The organism is Oryzifoliimicrobium ureilyticum, assembly GCF_037199735.1.
Taxonomy (GTDB): domain Bacteria; phylum Pseudomonadota; class Alphaproteobacteria; order Rhizobiales; family Rhizobiaceae; genus Rhizobium; species Rhizobium ureilyticus.
This window is the reverse complement of sequence record NZ_JBBBVQ010000037.1, coordinates 1-20,020: the sequence shown is the minus strand read 5'-3', so window position 1 is coordinate 20,020 and position 20,020 is coordinate 1. Positions and strand designations below refer to the sequence as shown.

At 58.4% G+C, this 20,020-nt stretch carries 19 protein-coding genes; 11 read left to right on the top strand and 8 right to left on the bottom strand.

Annotated elements, in window-relative coordinates; translation table 11 throughout:
* Window positions 1–215: 215 nt before the first annotated feature.
* The 8 genes from vapC to VQ830_RS27385 all read right to left on the bottom strand — a co-directional run bounded on the left by vapC (window position 216) and on the right by VQ830_RS27385 (window position 7,195).
* Window positions 216–617 (bottom strand): type II toxin-antitoxin system tRNA(fMet)-specific endonuclease VapC, encoded by a 402-nt coding sequence (vapC, locus tag VQ830_RS27420; protein WP_337271329.1) that lies wholly within the window; start codon window positions 615–617, stop codon window positions 216–218.
* Window positions 617–847, bottom strand: a complete 231-nt coding sequence (gene vapB, locus VQ830_RS27415) for a type II toxin-antitoxin system VapB family antitoxin (protein ID WP_337271328.1) — start codon at window positions 845–847, stop codon at window positions 617–619. Before vapB ends, vapC begins: the two co-directional genes overlap by 1 nt.
* Before the next feature lie 194 nt (window positions 848–1,041).
* The gene (locus tag VQ830_RS27410; protein ID WP_337271327.1) at window positions 1,042–1,704 is read right to left on the bottom strand and encodes a flavin reductase family protein; all 663 of its coding nucleotides are present in this window, start codon (window positions 1,702–1,704) and stop codon (window positions 1,042–1,044) included.
* Between the two features lies 1 nt (window position 1,705).
* Entirely contained in the window at window positions 1,706–3,280 is a 1,575-nt protein-coding gene (locus tag VQ830_RS27405) for a M24 family metallopeptidase (protein ID WP_337271326.1), read from the bottom strand.
* A gap of 27 nt (window positions 3,281–3,307) precedes the next feature.
* Complete coding sequence (locus VQ830_RS27400; protein ID WP_337271325.1) at window positions 3,308–4,147, bottom strand: ABC transporter permease; 840 nt, start codon at window positions 4,145–4,147, stop codon at window positions 3,308–3,310.
* Complete coding sequence (locus tag VQ830_RS27395; protein WP_337271324.1) at window positions 4,140–4,967, bottom strand: ABC transporter permease; 828 nt, start codon at window positions 4,965–4,967, stop codon at window positions 4,140–4,142. Before VQ830_RS27395 ends, VQ830_RS27400 begins: the two co-directional genes overlap by 8 nt.
* Before the next feature lie 10 nt (window positions 4,968–4,977).
* On the bottom strand, window positions 4,978–6,018 hold the full coding sequence (locus tag VQ830_RS27390; protein ID WP_337271323.1) for an extracellular solute-binding protein: 1,041 nt from the start codon (window positions 6,016–6,018) through the stop codon (window positions 4,978–4,980).
* A 64-nt stretch (window positions 6,019–6,082) separates the two neighbouring features.
* A complete protein-coding gene (locus tag VQ830_RS27385; protein WP_337271330.1) occupies window positions 6,083–7,195 on the bottom strand; it encodes an ABC transporter ATP-binding protein in 1,113 nt (370 codons plus the stop codon).
* Between the two features lie 632 nt (window positions 7,196–7,827).
* On the opposite strand from VQ830_RS27385, the gene VQ830_RS27380 reads away from it, so the two are divergent.
* The 11 genes from VQ830_RS27380 to VQ830_RS27330 form a co-directional block, all read left to right on the top strand.
* Window positions 7,828–8,760, top strand: a complete 933-nt coding sequence (locus tag VQ830_RS27380) for an ABC transporter substrate-binding protein (protein ID WP_337271322.1) — start codon at window positions 7,828–7,830, stop codon at window positions 8,758–8,760.
* 4 nt (window positions 8,761–8,764) lie between these two features.
* Entirely contained in the window at window positions 8,765–9,637 is an 873-nt protein-coding gene (locus VQ830_RS27375; RefSeq protein WP_337271321.1) for an amino acid ABC transporter permease, read from the top strand.
* 108 nt (window positions 9,638–9,745) lie between these two features.
* The gene (locus VQ830_RS27370; RefSeq protein WP_337271320.1) at window positions 9,746–10,876 is read left to right on the top strand and encodes a sugar phosphate isomerase/epimerase family protein; all 1,131 of its coding nucleotides are present in this window, start codon (window positions 9,746–9,748) and stop codon (window positions 10,874–10,876) included.
* A gap of 141 nt (window positions 10,877–11,017) precedes the next feature.
* Window positions 11,018–11,767 (top strand): GntR family transcriptional regulator, encoded by a 750-nt coding sequence (locus VQ830_RS27365; RefSeq protein ID WP_337271319.1) that lies wholly within the window; start codon window positions 11,018–11,020, stop codon window positions 11,765–11,767.
* A 974-nt stretch (window positions 11,768–12,741) separates the two neighbouring features.
* Entirely contained in the window at window positions 12,742–12,978 is a 237-nt protein-coding gene (locus VQ830_RS27360; protein WP_337271318.1) for a hypothetical protein, read from the top strand.
* Between the two features lie 306 nt (window positions 12,979–13,284).
* Entirely contained in the window at window positions 13,285–14,235 is a 951-nt protein-coding gene (locus VQ830_RS27355) for a class I mannose-6-phosphate isomerase (RefSeq protein ID WP_337271317.1), read from the top strand.
* Window positions 14,232–16,514, top strand: a complete 2,283-nt coding sequence (locus VQ830_RS27350) for a glycosyltransferase family 4 protein (RefSeq protein ID WP_337271316.1) — start codon at window positions 14,232–14,234, stop codon at window positions 16,512–16,514. The genes VQ830_RS27355 and VQ830_RS27350 overlap by 4 nt, the downstream gene beginning before the upstream one ends.
* A 34-nt stretch (window positions 16,515–16,548) precedes the next feature.
* Entirely contained in the window at window positions 16,549–17,847 is a 1,299-nt protein-coding gene (locus VQ830_RS27345) for a glycoside hydrolase family 130 protein (protein WP_337271315.1), read from the top strand.
* Window positions 17,848–18,149: 302 nt separating this feature from the next.
* Window positions 18,150–18,290 (top strand): DUF4167 domain-containing protein, encoded by a 141-nt coding sequence (locus VQ830_RS27340; protein WP_337271314.1) that lies wholly within the window; start codon window positions 18,150–18,152, stop codon window positions 18,288–18,290.
* Window positions 18,287–19,339 (top strand): fatty acid desaturase, encoded by a 1,053-nt coding sequence (locus VQ830_RS27335; RefSeq protein WP_438618832.1) that lies wholly within the window; start codon window positions 18,287–18,289, stop codon window positions 19,337–19,339. The genes VQ830_RS27340 and VQ830_RS27335 overlap by 4 nt, the downstream gene beginning before the upstream one ends.
* Window positions 19,340–19,920: 581 nt before the next feature.
* Window positions 19,921–20,020, top strand: a 100-nt coding sequence (locus tag VQ830_RS27330; protein ID WP_337271102.1) for a cold-shock protein, incomplete at its 3' end; no start/stop codon positions are given.

Below are 20,020 nucleotides of genomic sequence, written 5' to 3'. Positions count from 1 at the left end.
AATCAATACGTGTTTGTACAAGAGCGTTTGCGGCCATGACTATCTCCCACATTCGATGAAAATGTAATGCATTCGCATGACAATTTCTAGACCAGAGTATCGATATTCCGCTCGAAGCGCTTTTAAGCTCTTGATGTGATCGGAACCCCTGACCCCGAAAAAAGCCCTCTTCAGACTCGCTGGATTGGACAATCGGTTAGGAGCAGCGAAATGAGCTAGGCGGTCCAGTCCTCGACGCGTAAGCCGGGCACGCGGTCAAACTCGCGGCGATTGTTTGTGATGATGATCAGTCCACGCGAGCGGGCGTGTCCTGCGATCAGTTGATCGTATGGACCAATCGGCATTCCGTTCCGTGCAAGTTCAGCACGCAATTGGCCAGTATGGGTGGCTGCTATCTCGTCGTAACATAGCACCTCCAGGCGAGCTGCGAACCCCTCAACGACTGCGAGGTTGTGTTCTGGGCTTGCCGACTTCTCTGCACCATATATGAGCTCCATCAAGCTGACAGAACTCATGCAGAGCTGACCATGGTGGCGATTGAACGCGTCGCGCACCTGTTGTGGTTTGTTCTTGATGGTGAAAATGCAGATGTTGGTGTCCAACATGTATTTCAGCATTAGAATGCGTCGCGCTCTTGCAACGCAGGCTGGTCGCGGTCGCTCATGAAGTCGGACGTTGCAGCGGCGCCATCAAACCAATTATCCCACGCCTCACCTGCAGGCGTAATAATTCGAGTACGCCCGACAGCCACAATATCGACACGCTTTACATCATCAGGCAGAGCAACTGCCTTCGGTAGCCTGATAGCCTGGCTACGATTACTCTGGAATACGGCACCCTGTTCCACGACATGCTCCTCTGACATCTACAGATGGGATATCCCTCAGTTAGTTCGCCTCAAAGGATATGTCAACGGGATATACGTCGAAGCTTAAATTGCTCGGGTTATCGCTCTTGAAGGGATGTTAACCCTCGACCCGTGCAGTCTGTCATTCCCATGAGCTCATAGTCTGCCAATTTCCGGCGTGGGCTACCCTCCTCCTATTCGGCAGCAGCCTTGGCCGTTGCCTTCCGGCCTTCCCACTCCTTTGGCGTCAGCGTCTTGATGTCGAACTGGTCGCGCGTACGGGAATAGGTGTGGCCACCCATGCGACCGACGACATCCATCATCTGCTGGTCGATATGTAGGTTGGATGCATCGACGGCGTCGCTGCGGACGAAGACGCCAACGACCTCACCGAGGATGATCTCACGTGCCGGGCCGACCTGCAGGGTCGTGTGGCGGCGGCATTCGAGGGCGGCCGGGGCTGCAAGTATCCGCGGGCTGCGGACCATCTCGCCGGGCACCGTCGAAAGGCCCGCCTCCTCCATTTCGTTTACCTCGGGGCCGAACTTGATGGCGCAGATTTCCATCTGTTCGACCAGAGCGTTGTCGCAGATGTGTACGGTGAACACGCCGGTCTCGCGGATATTGCGTGCCGTGTCCTTGAAGCGCATGTCGGCATAGTTCTCGACGCCGATGGCAATGATGGCTGGATCGTGGGTCAGCACGTTGAAGAAGCTGAACGGACCGGCGTTCGGCTGGCCGTCTTTGCTGACGGTTGTCACCAGGGCGATCGGCCGCGGGATCACCGTGCCGATCAGGATCTTGTAGCGCTCGCGCTCATTGAGGCTGGAAAAGTCGAAATGGGTATGGTCGTACATATCAGGCCTCGGCAGAGATGCGGTGAGTTTCAAGCGGGGTGTGGCGCGACAGATTCTCGAACCCGTCCTTGGTCACGACATACATGTCTCCGACATTGCAGCCGGCCGACAGGGGCTCCAGCCATTGGGTATGGAGCACGAAGACCATCCCCTCTTCCATCCGGTCGTAATTGTGCGAGGAGATGTTGAAGCTGTTCTGCCCACCGGCCATACCGACGGAATGGCCGAGATTGGGATTATGCGGTCCGTGCGTCGCGGGGTAGACGTGCATCAACTTGCGGCCCTGCGCCTCCCAGTCGACATTTTTCACATACTGGCGCGGGATGAGGCGCGCGCTGCCGTCGTCCATCGGCGCCCAGTTGTAGGGCATGGTGCGCGCTTCCGGCGAAGTCAGCATGCCGCGCTCGATCATCGGCTCGAAGGCTGCATTGTTGATGTCACGCATCAGGGCGCCGGGGCGGATCAGCTTTTCGGCGCGCTTGACGCCTTCGGTGCAGGCGGCCAGCACCTCTTCCTGCCTCTTGCTGATCTCGCCGACAGCGACCATCCGCGCCGTCTGCGCCGTATAGCCGCGATAGGTGACATTGGAGACATATAGGTTGATCAGGTCGCCCGGCCGGACGACATGACCGTAGGGCTTGCCGCAATGGGTGCCGAACTCGTTGATGCCGATCTGGTAGCCGTCGCCTGTCTCGCCGCCGTAGGTCAGTTGCGCCTGGGTGAAGGCGGCGTAGATTTCATGGTCGGTCACACCGNGGTCGCCCGGCCGGACGACATGACCGTAGGGCTTGCCGCAATGGGTGCCGAACTCGTTGATGCCGATCTGGTAGCCGTCGCCTGTCTCGCCGCCGTAGGTCAGTTGCGCCTGGGTGAAGGCGGCGTAGATTTCATGGTCGGTCACACCGGGTCTGGCGACATGATAGGCCGCCTGCGTGGCGATGCTGATGAGCTGGGCGGCGGCCCGGAACATGGTGATCTCGCGCGGCGAGCGGATCTTCTGCATCCGGTCGAGAATAGCATTGTCGGCGACGAATTTCGTCTTCGGCATCAGTTCATCGAGTGCCGCCCAGAAGGTCAGCGACGTCCGGTCGCCGATGCGGCCGATCTGGGCCTTGGTGAGCCCCATGCCGGCCAGCAGCTCGGCGCATTTCTCCGCCGTCTTGACGACGCTGTCACCCGGGCGATCGGCATATTCGCGGCCAATCGGGCCGATCTGCCAGATATCCTCGACAAGCACAGGCTCACCGCCCGGCGGCAGCAGCACCGACTGCGTGAAGAAGGACAAGAGCGTCAGCGGCTTGTCGCTGTCCGTGGGGATGATGAGAACACCTTCGCGCATCCAGTCGCAGATATAGCGCAGATAGTGGTTCGACGTATGAAACCAGCCGACGCCGCCCGTATGGACGATCAGGGCATCGTGACCGGCCTCGACCGCCTGGCGGCGGATGCGGCGCAGGCGATCCTCGAACTCCTCGACGGGGAGTGGCAGAGGTGCCGAGAATTCGAAATCCGGCTGGAAATCCGCCAGCAGCGAGCCCACGCGATAGGAGCCTGCCTTGGTTGCACGCATATTCATGAGGGTGTTTCCTTCCAGTTTTGTGGGTCAGGCCGGTTTTTGTTGGGGTGTCAGCACCCGTCGAGCGACCAGCAGGACGACAAGCGTCAGGCCGATCAGCAGGCCGGACATGGCTGCGACCCGCACATCGAGAGACTCTTCGATCAGCGCGAACATGCGCAGCGGCAAGACTGTCGTCTGGGCATCGGCGAGGAACAGCGAAACCGACACGTTGTCGAGCGACTGGATGAAGACCAGGAACGCACCGGCGAGGATGCCGGGCATCAACAGAGGTAGCGTGACCCGTCTCAGCGTCGTGAACCATGTGGCGCCCATTACCGTCGACGCTTCGGCCAGGGACGGGTTGATGCCCTGCGCCACCACGGACGCCGCGCGATACATGAGCGGGCCGAAGACGACGATATGGCCGACGACTGTGAGCCAGAGCGATGGCTGCACGCCGACGAAATTGGCGACGATCAGGGCGGCAAGGCCATAAACGAGGCTCGGCAGAACGAGCGGCGCAAGCAACAACGGCTCGATCGTGCTGACTGTGCTGCGCTTCATCCGCGTCATGCCGATCGTCGCCGGAACCGCAAACAGGAGCGATCCGATAACGGCAAGCCCGGCGATCTTCAGCGAATTCCAGGCCGCAATCTGCTCGGTTGCTGACCGCACCGGATCGATGAGCGCCTCATACCAGCGCAGCGAAAACCCTTGAGGTGGATATTTGAGCGTCTGGCCTGACGTGAACGACATGCTGAGAGCGACGACGATCGGCGCCACGAGATAGATCAGACACAGCGTTCCGAAACCGAAAACGAAGGCGTTATAGAGATAGACCGGAACCCGGTTTTCCCGGATCGGGCGAGATACGGAGTCACGCATGGCCGACAAGCCTCCTGTGGCGAGAAATCATGGTGAGTGCAACGAGCAGGCATCCGGTGGAAAGCAGCAGCACGACGGCGATTGCAGATGCCAGTGGCCAGTCGAACAGCGTGCCGACCTCGCGGTAGATAAGCTGCGGTACATAGACATTGCGTGCCCCGCCAATAACGGCCTGGGTGACGAAGGATGCGCTGGTGCTGGCGAAGACAAGTATCCAGCCCGCCAGCAGGCCGGGCAGCATCAACGGCAGAAGCACCGTGACGAAGACCCGCCATGGGCCGGCGCCCGACACCTCGGCCGCCTCGCTCAACTGCACCGGCGTGCGGGTCAGGATCGCGATCAGCGGCAGGATGATCAGCGGCAAGTCGATCTGGCACATGGCCATCAACAGGCCGAACTCCGTGAACATCAGGCTGATCGGGCTACCGGTCATACCTAGTCCCATCAAGGCTTCGCTGATCGGCCCCTGCCGGCCGAGAATGACGATCCACGCAAAGGTCCGCACGACATTGCTCGTCAGCATCGGGATCAGCGTCAGGAAGATGATAACCTGACGGAAATTGCGGCCTGAGTGCCAGTAGAGAAGCGCGATCGGCACGCCGAGTAGCGTCGTGCCAATCACGGTTTCCAGCCCGAGGCGGGCGGTGTTGATCAGGACGCGAAAATTGAACGCGTCACCGAAGAAACGGCCATAATTGTGCAGGCTCGCGCCTTCAGGGCCGACGAAACTGTAGCCGACGAGAACGGCGAGCGGCGTCGCAAAGAACACCAGCGACAACACAAGCATCGGGACAATGTATGGAAAGCCGCTCGCCTTCATCGGATTACCCTCAGCCGGCCACGAGTGCGTCGAACTTACGGATCCATTCGTCGCGGTTCTTGTTGATCGCCGCCCAGTCCGGATAGACCATCTTCGAGAGCTGATCGCGGGTGACGTAGGCTTCGATGCCGGGCGTCAGCGCCACGTCCTTGTTGGTCGGGAACATCTCGGTCGGCGGCATTTTCAAGGCATCCTGCGCGGCCTTGGAGATCGCCGCATCCATGTAGGCATAGGCGGCATCGAGGTTCCTCGAACCCTTGGTCAGATGAATGTTGACCGGGGCAGCTGGCGAACCCGTCTCGGGCGCCACATATTCGGCCTTGAGGCCGAGGCTCTTCAGGCGTGCGACATTGCCGGTCGAGCACATGAAGACGGCGATCTCGCCCTGCTGGAAGAGGGTCATCTGGTGGTTGGTGCTGTCGACGACACCCTTCAAATGCTCCGGATGGTCCTTGAACAGCTTGAAGACGGCTTCCATGTCGTTCGGGCCGGAGCCGTAGATCTTGGCAATCTCGGTGTAAGCCATGACGGCGGTGTTGGAGGCAAAGCCCGTCCAGGAGACGAGGCCCTTATACGCCGGGTTCTCGAAAAGATCACGATAGCCCTTCGGGCGTGGCACGAGATCGGGGTTATAAGCTATGCCGTTGACTTCGATCGTGACCGTCGGACCATATTCACCCTGAAAGCTCGGATCGAGCATCGACCAGTTCTTCAGCCGGCTCGGGTCGATCTTCTGGATGAGGTCATTGTCGAGCGCGACAGCGGTCTGGCCCGGAGACATGAGCAGCGTGTCATAGGGCGGGTTGCCGGGGCTCGCCATCACCTTGGCGAGTTGGTCCTGCGCAAGAGCGGGGGCGATGGTCAGGTCATAGCCCGACTGCTTGACGATCGGCGACAGAACCTTGCGATAGCCGTCCTCCCAGTTGCCGGGAAAGGTGGCGGCGACCGCCGCGCCGCCGGCTGCCCGTGCGGCAAGCGGAAGCGCGGCTGCTGCTGCCGCCCCGGCAGCAAGCATCCCGAAATGGCGGCGGGTGATATTGAAATTGGTCATGGCATTCACCTCTGTTGGTTGTTGATCGACGATCTGGCATTCACGTTCTGCGGATGGTTCCGGTTCAGCCGGAAATCAGGTCTTGGGCTGGAAAGACATGGACCCGCTCTGTGTCTACCTCGGCGAAGAGCTTTGCCCCTGCCTCTGGTATCGATGTGAAAGGACCCCTCGTCTCCGACGCACGGAGACTTGTGCCGTCTTCAAGCATCAGGTCATGAACGAGGGTCGGGCCGAGCGGCACGGAAACAGCGACCTTGACGGGCAGTGCCGTGGCGCTGGGCGCCGTGACCAACCGGATTTCTTCCGGCCGGAACGTCAAGGTGACCGCCGAGCCGAGGGTAAAGTTCAAACGGCGCGGGAGAACGAGGACTTTGCTTTCGCCGACAGAGATCCAGGTCGTATCGCCTTCGAACAGATCCACCTTGCCTTGCAGCACATTGGCCTGACCGATGAAGGTGTTCACGAACAGCGATTTCGGCCGGTCGTAAACAGCCATCGGCGTATCGATCTGCTCGACATTGCCCTTGTTCATCAGCACGAGACGCCCGGCGAGGCTCTGCGCCTCCTCCTGATCGTGCGTGACGATCAGCGTCGTGATCCCAAGGGTCTTTTGAAGATGCAGAAGCTCGACCTGCAGGTCGAAGCGCAGGGCCCGGTCGAGTGCACCGAAGGGTTCATCGAGCAGAAGGAGCGATGGCCGTCCGGCAATGGCGCGGGCCACGGCGACGCGCTGCTGCTGGCCGCCCGAGAGTTCCCGCGGTAGCCGATTGCCGTAGCCGCTGAGCTGGACGAGAGAGAGCATCTCCTCGACACGGTCCCGACGCTCGGCCCGCGACACCTGCTGGCAAGCAAGCGGATAAGCAATGTTTTCGGCGACCGTCAGATGCGGGAAGAGCGCGTAATTCTGAAACACCATGCCGATGCCCCGTGCGCGAGCCGAGACATGCGCCAGATCCTGGCCGCCAAGCGTGATCGCACCGCTCTTGGGATGGATGAGCCCTGCGATGGCACGCAGCACCGTCGATTTGCCGCAGCCGCTCGGGCCAAGAAGCGCCACGATCTCGCCAGCCTCGATATCGAACGAGATATCGCTGATCGCGTTCTGGCCACCATAACTATGGGTCAGGCCTCGTACGCTAAGCTGCTTCCCCTCCATGACACTGGCAGTATGAGACATGAAAATTCCCTCTTGGTCGACCAATCCGTCGGAGCGAAATTCCCGCTCTGGATCGAGGCGAAGAGCCCGCTGGCGCAAAAATCTGGTGTCGAACGTGTTGATGGCAAAGGAACTGCAAGCGCCGTGCCAGTTTTCAAGGCGCTCCCATCCGTCCATTCAAGCCATTGCTTTCGCGAGTTTATTTTTGAATTACAAACATTCGAAACAATATAATTCACGAAGATCGGATATCTTTACACTTTTTGTTTTGCACAAATTGTCGCCGTGCTCAGTTCATAAAATGAGCAGTAATCGCACGGCAGTCCCGCCTGAAAAAGGCCTGCCAGCCGGCCAGAGTCGGTTATATTTCGGGTTGCTTGTCACCAAAGTGAGGCGTCAATTCCCCTATATGGCCTTTAAAATAGCGGTTATTCGCCCTTTTGGCCTCCGGCAGCTTTTCAGGTTAAAAAATAATCGGATAATGTTCGCATGAATATGCGAAACAATGTTCGGCAGGAAATGTTTATGAACCGCCCAAACATAATACACAATCGCATCAATTACTTATCGTTGTCGACGCCGAATTGGCACGGTGATTGCATTGAAATCCCCGAGAATGCGAACACAGCCTACAAAACGAAAAGGGGATTGGCATGAGCAGCATCAACCGACTTTTGAAGTCCAGCATTGCCGGCGCGTTTACACTGTTAATCGCCTTGTCGGCCCAGGCAGCAGAAGGGCCTGCTGTCAAAATGACCGCAGACGCCGAAATTGCGAAACTGCCCGGCGTCGCGTTCAACCAAAAGCTGGCCGATGGCCTGCCTGCTGCGATCAAGACTTCTAAGGTCATCAAGATTGCGACCGACCTCACCCCGCCGATCAGTTTCCAGGACGAAGCCGGCAAGCTGATCGGCATCGATGCCGATATCGCAGCGGCTCTTGGCGTCATTCTGGGTGTAGATATTCAGATGACCAATGTCGGCGCCGGTGCAGCAATTGTCCCCGCGGTCATGTCGAAGCGCTTCGATATGACGATCTCCGGCATCAACGACGATGTCGAATTGGAGAAGCAGGTCGACGTCATCGACTATATGTATGACGCGACGACAATCATGACGATCAAGGGCAATCCGCTTGGCATCAAGAGCATGGCGGATCTCGGCGGCAAGAAGGTCGCGGTCCCGGTCGGCACGTTCCAGAACCGCATGGTGGAAGCTGCCTCGAAGAAATGCACGACGCCGATCGACATTCTGTCGATCCCAAAAATGCCCGACGTGCTCCAGGCCGTGCGCACCGGCCGTGCGGATGCGACGGTCAACGGCTATGCCACGAGCGTCTACACGACGGAACATCAGACAGGCAACGGCAAGGGCCTGCAGGCGCTTCCGGATATCCGCCTCGCGGTTGGTTATCTCGGCATGCTCGTCGCCAAGGACAACAAGCAACTGCGCGATACCGTCGTCGCCAGCCTTCAGCATATGGTCGACAGCGGCGCTTACGAAACCGTCATGAAGAAGTGGAGCCTTGGGCCCCTCGCCGTCAAAACGGTCAAAGTCAACGATGCCCATAGCATGCCGGTGGATTGAGCTCATGTCCTTTGCCCAACAGACACTCAGCATGGGTTTGGCTCCTCCGGTCGGTAAAACGGTCCGGATCGGGCAACTCGTCACTGGCACCGGCGCGATCTTCGCGCTGGCTCTCCTGCTCCTCGTCATCGGGCGAAACCAAAGCGTTCAATGGAGCGAGATCCCGCGCTACATGATTGACCCGACGATTCTGAGTGGCGTCGTCCTGACGCTGGAATTGACGGCAGCCGCGATGATATCGGGCATCGCCATCGGCTGCGTCGTCGCCATCATGGCGACCAGCCAGAATGTGGTGTTGAAGGCCATGGCGGCCGGCTTCGTCTGGTGGTTTCGGGGCGTGCCGCTGATCGTCCAGGTCTTCTTCTGGTTCAATATTGCCTTGTTCATTCCGCAGGTCGGTTTCGGCACTTATACGATTTCGGTCAACGATCTCGTCACGCCGGCGCTGGCCGGGCTTCTGGCGCTCGGTCTGCATGAGGCCGCCAATATGAGCGAAATCATTCGCGGCGGCTTGACCGCCGTGGATCGTGGACAGCGCGAAGCCGCGTCTTCGCTCGGCCTGCGGCCGATCCAGACCCTGCGGACGGTGGTCCTTCCGCAGGCCGTCCGTCTTATCGTGCCGCCAACCGGCAATCAGGCGATCGGCATGCTGAAGGCGAGTGCCATCGTTTCCGTCATAGGCATGCAAGACCTCCTGACGCAGGCACAGGCGATCTATGCCCGTAACTTCCTCGTCATCGAACTCTTATGCGTGGCGTCGCTCTGGTATCTCGCGATCACCACCGTCGCCTCGATTGGCCAGCATTATCTTGAAAAGCACCTCGCCCCGAAAGGCCGCTCCTCCACCGCGCAGAAGGAGACGCGGCGGCGTGCCTGAGATGCGCCCGACACCTTTAATCCAATCCGGGCAACCAAAGCGGACCACTCAATCAAGCAGGGATCGCCATCGCAGCGTCCCCAACTGGAAACTCCAAGGAGAAGACCCATGAGATTAGGCATCGACAGCCAAAAACTCCCCGAATTCCTGAAGCGCGGACCACTGGCGAGCCTCGACCACGTCAAGGAACTCGGCCTCGGCGGCCTCTTCTTTCCGACGGTTCTCGATATGAGCCCGACGCTCGATAAGGGTGCCTTGCGGGACATCAAAACGAGGGCGGATGAGCTGGGCCTCTATCTTGAAAGTGGCGTCGGCAAGATCAACCCCTATTGCAGCGCCGAAGCACCGGAATTCCGCGCGATCGGCGACGGTGATATCATATTGGGCTTCACCCGCATGATCGAGGCGAGTGCCGCCATCGACTGCCGCGAACTGTGGATTTCGCCGGGCAACTTCAAGTCGGAATATCCCGGAAGGCTGGCGAACGACCGATTTCGCACCGACGTCACCTGGGACGAACAGTTGCTCGCCATCGAAAAGGTTCTGCTGAAGCTAGCTCCCGTGGCACGCGCCAATGGCGTCCACCTCAACATGGAAACCCATGACGAGATCACGTCCTTCGAGATCTTGCGATTGATCGAAAAGGTTGGTGAGGATTGCATGGGTGTCGTCTTCGATACGGCCAACGGGCTGCAGCGCGGCGAGCATCCGGTCTATGCCGCAAGGCGCGTCGCTCCTCAAGTTCGCCAGACCCATATCAAAGACGCCTATGTCGGTCGCGCAGCCGGTGGGCTGGATTTCCAGACTCGCCCGGTCGGCAAAGGGATCGTCGATTTCGCAGCGATCCTGCCGATCCTCGCCAAGGCGAATCCGGATCTGAACCTGTCGCTCGAAGTGGCCGCATCGGTGGAAGACAAGCCTCGCAAAGCGAACCCGCGCCAGTGCATCCAGATCGACGATCCCGTCTGGCGCGCTGCGCATCCGGATCTGAATGCCGAGGAGCTGGACGCCTATATGGCCTTGGTGGATGACTTCGAGACGCGGGTGAAATCGGGCGAGATTCCCGATTGGGAAGCCTATGAGGCAAGCGAGTACGGCTATCCCACCTATGAGACCCAGTCTTACGGATATCCGCAAGCCGTAACATTCATCAGGAATTCGGCTCGCTTCATCGAGGTGCTCTGCCTGGAAAGCGGCATTAAGCTTTCCGGCACCATCGCAAAGCAGCACGCAGCTTGATTTGACGAAGGCATCGGCGGGCTAGCCGCCGATACCCATCAATAATCATTGGACGGACTGGCTTTTTTCGGCAGTCGGGATATACGCATCCACATTCTCATGGATAAAATTATATCCTCGTAAGGGGATTTGGAGCAGGTCATGAAAAGAACGCGCCGTCAAAGCGCCAAAGCGGCGCCCAAGACTACCGGCCCTACGGAAGCCACTGAAAGCAATAGTGACGATGTGTCAGAGCGTATCCGCACGACGCTCGCCACCGCCATCGGCGAAGGCGCCCTTAAGCCCGGGACAAAGATCCTGGAAGACGCGATAGCTGACCATTTCGGGGTCAGCCGCACGGTCGTGCGCGGCGCGCTCGGCGTCCTAGAAAGCGATCACCTGCTGGAGCGCAAGAAGAATCGCGGAACGTTCGTTGCCGAGCCCGGCATCGAAGAGGCCAAGGCTCTGTTCGAGGCCCGCCGCAAACTCGAACACGTCATTCTCGAACTCGTCATCGACAGAGCCACGACCGAGCAACTCGACACGCTTGAGGCCCTGACGCTTGAGGAAGAGCAGATCCATCATCACGGCGACGAGAAATCGAAAACAGTCCTGTCCGGCAAGTTCCATATCGTCCTGGCTGATCTCGGCGGCAATGCCGTCATGACGGAGATGCTGTCCAAGATCGTTGCCCGGCTTTCACTGGTGATGGCACTTTATGAGGAAGAGAAGCAGGACGACTGTGGTGCGGATCATCACCGCCAGATTGTCAGCGCACTGAAGTCCAAGGATCTGGCCAAGGCGCAGCATCTGATGGACCACCATCTCGCCGACATCGAAGGGCGGGTTCGCCTCACTGAAGGTCAGGGCGATCGTCACACCTTCATGGCGGTGCTGGAGAATTTCTCGTGATGGTGGGCTCTTGAAGGGAGCTGGACTTCTGGCCCGCTATTTGTTCGCGTCGATGCCAGAATCCTTTCCCCCTTTTTTGGTTTTTCGAGCTTAGTTCCCAACGGTCCTTATTTATGGCTCCGGACGTCTTTGCCCGACCTCCCCCTTGTAATCCAGTATTTCAGCACGACTTAGATGGTAGTGACGGCTCGTCTTCAGGGCGCTGTCATCAAGGGTGCAAAACCTTGCCCCAACAAAGGAGGACGTAATGTCTTCCAATCCAGCAGCGTCGCATATCTACCCCGCCGGCTTCAAGCTGGTCAGGGAGGTCCTAACGTCCGCCGGCCTTCGGGGATCGGGGTCGGACGCGAGCTCCGACATGAAACGTGACGCCTCACTCTTTCTCTCAACAGAGTCCCGCAGGGGTGTGAGGACAAAATCGGCTCTCCTGAGTTCTCTCGCCAAGCGGCAACAGTCATCGACTCGAGCAAGCCTTGATCCTCAACCCGACGGTAGCGCTGTTGATCGATGGCAAGATGAGGGTGGGCGCTGATGGGCATCTCGTTTCCAAACGAAGCTCGTAGTTTTGACGACAGAAATCGCATCGAAATGCCAGCGAAGCAGACTACCTGACGGCTTTTGATTCGTTGCGGTCAAGAATCCTGGAAGCCGCGACCTCAGCTTATTCAAAGACTCGATCCAGCGCCATCACGCTGGATCTCACCCATTTTCATTGAGCATCCCGTGATCCTGAAAGGATACGATCGTGAAGCATCCAGCCAAATCGACCCCACCGCCCCAACCAGGAGCAGCGAAAACTGTGCTTGTGAGCGAGTTTTCGAAAAGATTTCGCCTTGGTCAGGTGGAGGAGAACCGATTGCGGAAGCTCCTAGGACCCATCGCCAAGGAAATAGACCTCCTCCGAAATGCCGGCAGATAAAGGGATCGGCCCCCCACAGAGAGTTCAGCATTCTCCCGACAGAAACCGTGCCGTCATGAATATCACAGTGAAAAGCATAACGATCATTCGACCGTTCCAGCTTCCTGGGATGGCGCAACCTCATCCACCAGGCGTCTTCGAGCTTCAGATTGATGAGGAGCCCATCGACGTCACATGGGAGGCTTATCATACGACAATGACCTTGCTCCTTAGCTCCAACGGGCGCACCGAGGCGTGGCCCGTGTCGAGGGAGGAATTTGAAAAAACGCTGGCGCCGTCTATTGCCCCTTGAGCAACCTCGAGACTCGTAGGACCCGATCAACTGGCAGCGAAGGAAAAACTTCACTCGCAAGCCAAGCTTGTCTCAACAACGGACAAGATGCGAACGGCAAGGTCCGAAAACCATGAAGCCGCTGCATTCCCGCCGAGTCACGGATGCTGCGTAATTGTCGCAGCCGAGCCAGGATAAGATCACGGCACCGCAGATACGTTCCAGGCCTTACTGCCCCTCGGGACCGTACCGACAGCGCAGCAGCAACACCGATACACTCCGATCTCAGGTCACCCCGATCTTAGCGGCGAGATCAAGGAGACCATCATGACAATCGACCGCGCCAGTGTGAGAACAATTCTCAAGCCATGGGGTCGTCTTGATCTCGGGCCATGGGCACCGAAAAACCATCAGGATAGCCCGGTCGGCGAAATCTCGTTTGACTGTGGCGAAGAGGGAGGGGAGGACCGTCTACTCCTCCTGAAGCTCCTGTTTACGAGGGAAACACTGTCGATACAGGTTCATCCCGATGATGCTGCCGCCAAGTCGATGGGGATGAAAAGCGGCAAGAGCGAAGCTTGGTATGTGTTGGCAGCGGACGACGGGGCGCAGGTCGCCGTAGGTCTCAATCGGCCACTGACACAGCTCGAATTCAGGAAGGCTGCGCTCGACGGATCAATTGACGGCCTTCTCGACTGGCAGGAGGCCGCGGCCGGTGACGTGTTTTATGTCCCGGCTGGCACCGTGCATGCCATTGGTGCAGGTCTGGTCATCGCTGAGATCCAACAACGCAACGAGACGACATTTCGCATCTGGGATCATGGACGTTCGCGAGAACTGCATATCGACCAAGCCATAGCCGTGGCACGGCTGGAACCGGCAAGCAGCAGGAAGCTACCACGCCATATCACCGTCGAGCGCGCCGAGCTTATGTCTTGTGTGTTCTTCACCCTCGAACGGTTGGACCTCCCTGCCGACACCGTTTGGGAGTTGACCGCGAGCCGCGAAAGCTGGGCTCTGGTCGTCGCGGGAGGCGGCACAATTGGATCGCTGACAGCGAGGATTGGCGATGGGTTTTTCGCAGAAGCTGATCGCGCCGACATCCGTGTCGGGCCCGACGGAATTGTCTTGCTCATTGCCACCGCAGCAAGCGCGCCCGCGACAGGGCTCCTGAGGCAGCTCCCGGCCGAAGTCGGATCGCAACCCGGTTCCGAGCTTGAAAGTGGTCGCCAAGGGCGAAGCGTCATTCCATTCCGCTCGTCAGGAGCTTCGCTATGAATCAGCTCAAAAATATCGCATTCATCGGCAACTCCCTGCCGCGCCGCTGTGGTATCGCCACTTTCACGACGGATCTGCAGCAGGCCGTTTCGAAATCTCCCGCTCGTGTCGCCACGGCGATCGTGGCTATGACGGACCATGGTCATGTCTACGGTTACCCCCCTGAAGTCCGTCTCGCGATAGCCGATAACAACCGCGACGATTATATTCATGCGGCAGATGTCCTGAACGCCGGCACTTTCGACGTCGCCTGCCTGCAGCACGAATTCGGAATTTTTGGCGGCGAGGACGGAGATCATATTGTTGCGCTGCTGTCGCGGTTGAAGATGCCGATCGTCACCACGCTGCACACGGTTCTTGCGGAGCCAAATTCCGGCCAGCGCAGCGTCCTGAACAAAATCATCGACCTGTCTGCAAAAGTGGTGGTCATGGCGGAAAAGGGCAGGACTTTGTTGTCCGAGGTCTATCATGTGCCGGCCGGCAAGATAGAGGTCGTTCCCCATGGAATTCCCGACATGCCGTTTTTGGAACCGGCATTCTCGAAAGCTGACCTTGGCTTCGACGGGCGCTCGGTTATCCTGACGTTCGGGCTTCTCTCACCAAACAAAGGCATCGAAGTCATGATCGACGCGATGCCCTTGATCTTGGAAAGCCGCCCAGATGCAGTTTACGTGATCCTGGGAGCAACCCATCCCAATCTCGTGCGCGACGAAGGTGAGGCCTATCGCGAAAGCCTGGTAAAGCGGGTAAACGACCTGGGCATCGAGGACAGCGTGGTGTTTCTCGATCGCTTCGTCGACAAGGCAACGTTGCTGAATTTCATCTCCATGTGCGATGTCTATGCCACGCCTTATCTCAACGAAGCGCAGATGACGTCGGGCACTCTGGCTTACAGCTTCGGTCTCGGGAAGGCCGTCGTCTCTACACCTTATTGGCATGCGCAAGAACTGCTGGCCGAGGGACGCGGCGTACTCGTTCCATTCGGCGACGCGACGGCTATCGGCCGAGAGATTGCGTCGCTTCTCACCGACGACGCAAGACGCGACGCAATGCGCCGGCGCGCCTACCAAACCAGTCGACCGATGACGTGGCAAAAGACCGCCGAGCGCTATCTCGCATTGTTCTCACAGGTGGCGTTTCAAAATCGCGCACGCCAGCCCGCAGCACCAACGAATGTCGTGATGCGCAAGGCCCCCACCCTCCCCGAGCCGCAGCTCGGCTACTTCATGTCGATGTGCGACGATACGGGGCTGTTCCAACATGCCGTCTATTCGGTACCGGATCGGGCGCACGGCTACTGTGTCGATGATAATGCCCGCGCGCTTCTGTTGTCGGTTGCTCTCAACGAACCTGGCGAGAGACTGTTGCCGGACGCCCTCACCGCGCGCTTCGCGTCCTTCGTGCAGCACGCCTGGAACCCTGACGAGAAACATTTTAGAAACTTCATGGGCTTCGACCGACGCTGGCTGGAAGATAAAGGATCGCAGGACAGCCACGGCCGAACGCTCTGGGCTCTTGGAGAATGCTCCCGTAGCGACGCAAGCCCATCCCGGCGCGCGTGGGCCGCGGCCTTATTCGCGCAGGCATTGCCCACCGTTGAAGGTTTTGGCTCGCCACGCGCCTGGGCGTTTGCGCTCTTGGGCCTGGACGGCTATTGCGCAGCCTCCCCTCAAGACATGTTGGCCCAGCAAATCCGTTCGACACTGGCCGACAGGCTGGTGGATATCTTCCATCGTGTCGGGAAAATAAGATGGATCTGGTTCGAGGAAGGACTGTCCTACGACAATGCCCGGCTGTCTCAGGCCCTGATCGCGACGGGATTGAGTGCTGAACGCCCCGATTACGTGGCAGCAGGGCTCAAATCCTTGCGATGGCTGATGACGATACAGACGAGCCCTGAAGGACTATTCAGGCCTATCGGCACGGATGGATTTACAGATCGGACGAGAAAGGTGAAGGTCTTCGATCAACAGCCTCTGGAGGCGACAGCGACGATCGCTGCATGTCATGCCGCCTGGCGGGTCAGCCACGACATCACATGGAAAGAAGAGGCTGCAAAGGCTTTCGCCTGGTTCCTCGGCAGCAACGATCTCTCATTGCCGGTCGTGGATCTCGAAACGGGCAGTTGCCGCGACGGTCTGCATCCCACGCGTCTCAATGAAAACAGAGGCGGCGAATCCGTGGTCTGCTATCTCCTCGGCCTTGTGGAGTTTCGCAAACTTTCACGCGCCAGCGGTCATCCCTCGACATTTACCACCCTTCGCGCGCTGACTGCTTAAGTGCGGCGCTGCCTCCAACCAGATCGAGATCATCTTGTCACAGACAGCATTTCTCAACCGCCAAGCACTTTTCCTACGACCGGATCCCACACGCGTCGTGGTGCGGCGCTTCAAACCCGCTACGGAACCGCGAGACTTCAAACCGACCGATAAGACGCGGGCCAATCACATCGTGGATCGCGTGCTCGGCCTCGACCTTGAGGTCGCAGAGCAGCAACTGGCCGAGGTTCTCGAAAATTTCGAGGGCCGACACCGCAATCTGCTGGCGACGTTCGAAAAGCGCGCTATCGAAATGGAGGGAGCGTTCGCGCCCCACATTGCTTTCAACAAGGTGCAACGCCAACTCGTCGGCGCATACTTCATGCACGAATACTCCTTCGAGGCATCCGCTTTGTTCAACCCGAGCATAGTCGCCCACGCGGATCAGTCGGGCGTGCCGCGCGGCAGCAAGCGCTTTATCTTAAGCCTGCGTGCGGTCGGCGAAGGACATGTTTCGTCTCTCACCTTCAGATCGGGAATTGTCGATCAGAATGGCACCGTGGACATCGAACCCACGGCGCGGCTTGCGTCCATTCCCTCGTTCGACAATCCCTCACCTTCATCGCCCGATGAGCCTTTGGAACTGAAATTTTCCTCCGAACAGCCAATCAGCGAACGGGTGATATTTCCAGTCACCGCTGCGCAGTCGAACGGCATCGAGGATGCTCGCTTCGTCGAGTTCGAAGAGGCTGGTCAGAAAACTTTCTACGCCACATATACGGCGTATAATGGCAGAGACATTCGGTCCGAGCTCCTCGAGACCAAAGATTTTCTGTCGTTTCGGATGACGCCTCTCGCCGGGACAGCCGCCAAGAACAAGGGAATGGCTTTATTCCCGCGAAAGATCGACGACCAATATGCGATGATCGGTCGCCAGGACAATGAAAACCTTTATCTCATCCGCTCCAACCATCTCCACGTCTGGAATGGCGGCGAGATCATTCTTGGGCCGAAATTTCCATGGGAATTCGTGCAAATGGGGAATTGCGGATCGCCGATCGAGCTCGACGAGGGTTGGTTGCTTCTGACCCACGGTGTGGGACCCGTGCGAAAATACGCAATCGGCGCAGCCCTTCTCGACAAGCGCGATCCGTCCAAAGTTCTCGCCCGCTCGAAAGAGCCGCTCGTTCACCCGGAGCCGTCGGAAAGGGAGGGATATGTTCCAAACGTCGTCTACACATGCGGCGCGATGCGCCACAACGATCAGATCGTGCTACCTTACGCCATCTGTGACACGTTCTCGAACTTCTCGACGATCAAGATCGCCGACCTGCTGGGCACCCTGACCGGCTGACTCTCTCTGCATGGGGTTAGCATCCTTTGGAGCCGACACGGGAGGCCAGGCAACATCAAACGGCCGCAATGCCGGGGTAAACGTCCCTCGACTGCGATGCCGTCCTGAGGGGCGATACCACTTGCGAGTCCGCTTGATTTGGTCGCCGTCAATCATTCCCGAATCACGACCTTTATGGAGCAAGCCTCATGACGGCTTGAATTGTTCTTTTGAAATCACCACACCGAAATTCTACTCCATCTGCCAGCAGCCGTGCTCGGGCCACCGCGAATACGACAGTAATATCGAGCCTGCAGAACCTGATGAGACGATATGAACAATATATGGTTTCAGCCCGAGAAGCCGCCCAAGCCGGTGACCGGGTCGAGGCGGAAAACCTTTATCAGCACGCTGAACACTTCTATCGCACGGCAGCCCTGCAGAAAGCGGGCCAGCAGCAATGATCGTGGAAACAAAGTCATCCACGGACCAAGGCTCGGACGAAAAAGCCTGGCTCAAAATCCTTGCCAAATATCGCACGCCGCATGCGGGCCGCAGCGTGTTCGAGTTGACCGTCACAGCCATCCCTTTCGCCGTCTTCTGGATGCTGACCTGGTTGGCGGTTCATTTCGGCTTCTGGTGGGGCTTGATACTAATCGTCCCGGCAGCCGGGTTTCTGCTGCGGCTGTTCATGATCCAGCACGATTGCGGCCACGGCTCCTTCTTTGCCCGGCGGCGCTTCGATGACTGGACAGGACGCGTTCTCGGTGTCCTCACGCTGACTCCGTATGACTATTGGCGCAGGGCGCATGCCACGCATCACGCTTCGGCCGGCAATCTTGATGAGCGCGGCGTCGGGGATATCACCACTCTCACCGTGACAGAATATTATGGACGATCGCGGTGGGGACGGATTGGATATCGCCTTTATCGGCATCCGCTGGTGATGTTTGGCATCGGCCCGGCCTGGCTTTTCCTGTTTCAGCAACGGCTGCCGATGGGAATGATGCGCGATGGCGTGCTTCCCTGGATGTCAACGATGGCCACAAACGCTGCAGTGATGGTGATCGCTGCGCTCCTGATCTGGGCGGTCGGCCCGGTATCCTTCCTTGTCGTTCATCTGCCGATCGTCCTCCTGGCGGGGTCGATTGGCGTCTGGCTTTTCTATGTGCAGCATCAATTCGAGGAGACGCACTGGTCGAAAGAGCCGGAGTGGCAATTTCCAAGGGCCGCTCTGCACGGTGCCTCGCATTACGATCTGCCGCGTCCTCTGCGCTGGCTGACCCGTAACATCGGCATCCACCACGTGCATCACCTCTCCAGCAAGGTTCCCTACTATCGCCTGCCGGAGGTCCTCCGAAACCATCCTGAACTCGCCGAAATCGGCAGGATCACGCTGTGGCAGAGCCTGCAATGCGTAAAGCTGGTCCTGTGGGACGAAGGAAGCCGGCGCTTGGTCTCGTTTCCTGAAGCGGCCGCTATCGCGCCGGTCACTCGGGGAGCTCACGTTTGATCCTGATAAGATCTTCATCATCGGACTGTCCGCCGGAGGCGCGATTCCCGAATTGTTTGCTGCCGGCTCGATCATCGGCGGGCTTCCTTACGGAACCGCCTCAGGCGTAGGGCAGGCATTTCGAATGCCGAGCAGATCGTCCATCAGTGGGCCACCGTGCATCAGGTCTCCGACGCACCGGATGTGAGGGAGCCATCAATGGCATAGTCGTAAGATCTGGCTCAATGAAAGCGGCAAACCCGTCATCGAGATCAATCTCATCAAGGGCATGGCCCACGGTGTACCTTGCCGTTAAAAGCGAAAGTCCTTTGGAAAATTCAGGGCCGCATGCTGGAGGCCGGCATTGACCGCACGCGAGGCTGGTTGGGCGACCCAGGTTCGAAACGACCAAGACAGCAGGAGCCTAGAAAAAAGAGGTAGGCATTGCAAAACCAAAAATTGAGCTTATATCTTCTTCATCGACCAATGCTTGTGACGTCGTTCCAGAGCTTTTAGCTCCCGTTGGATTTCCTCTCAAATAATCGATCTTATCTCGCAAGGCATCGCGGGAACCACAGCGGTTGCTTTGAAAGGAAATCGTTATGAACACTGGTACTGTAAAGTGGTTTAACTCCACCAAAGGCTTCGGCTTCATTCAGCCTGACAATGGCAGCACGGATGTCTTCGTGCACGTGTCGGCCG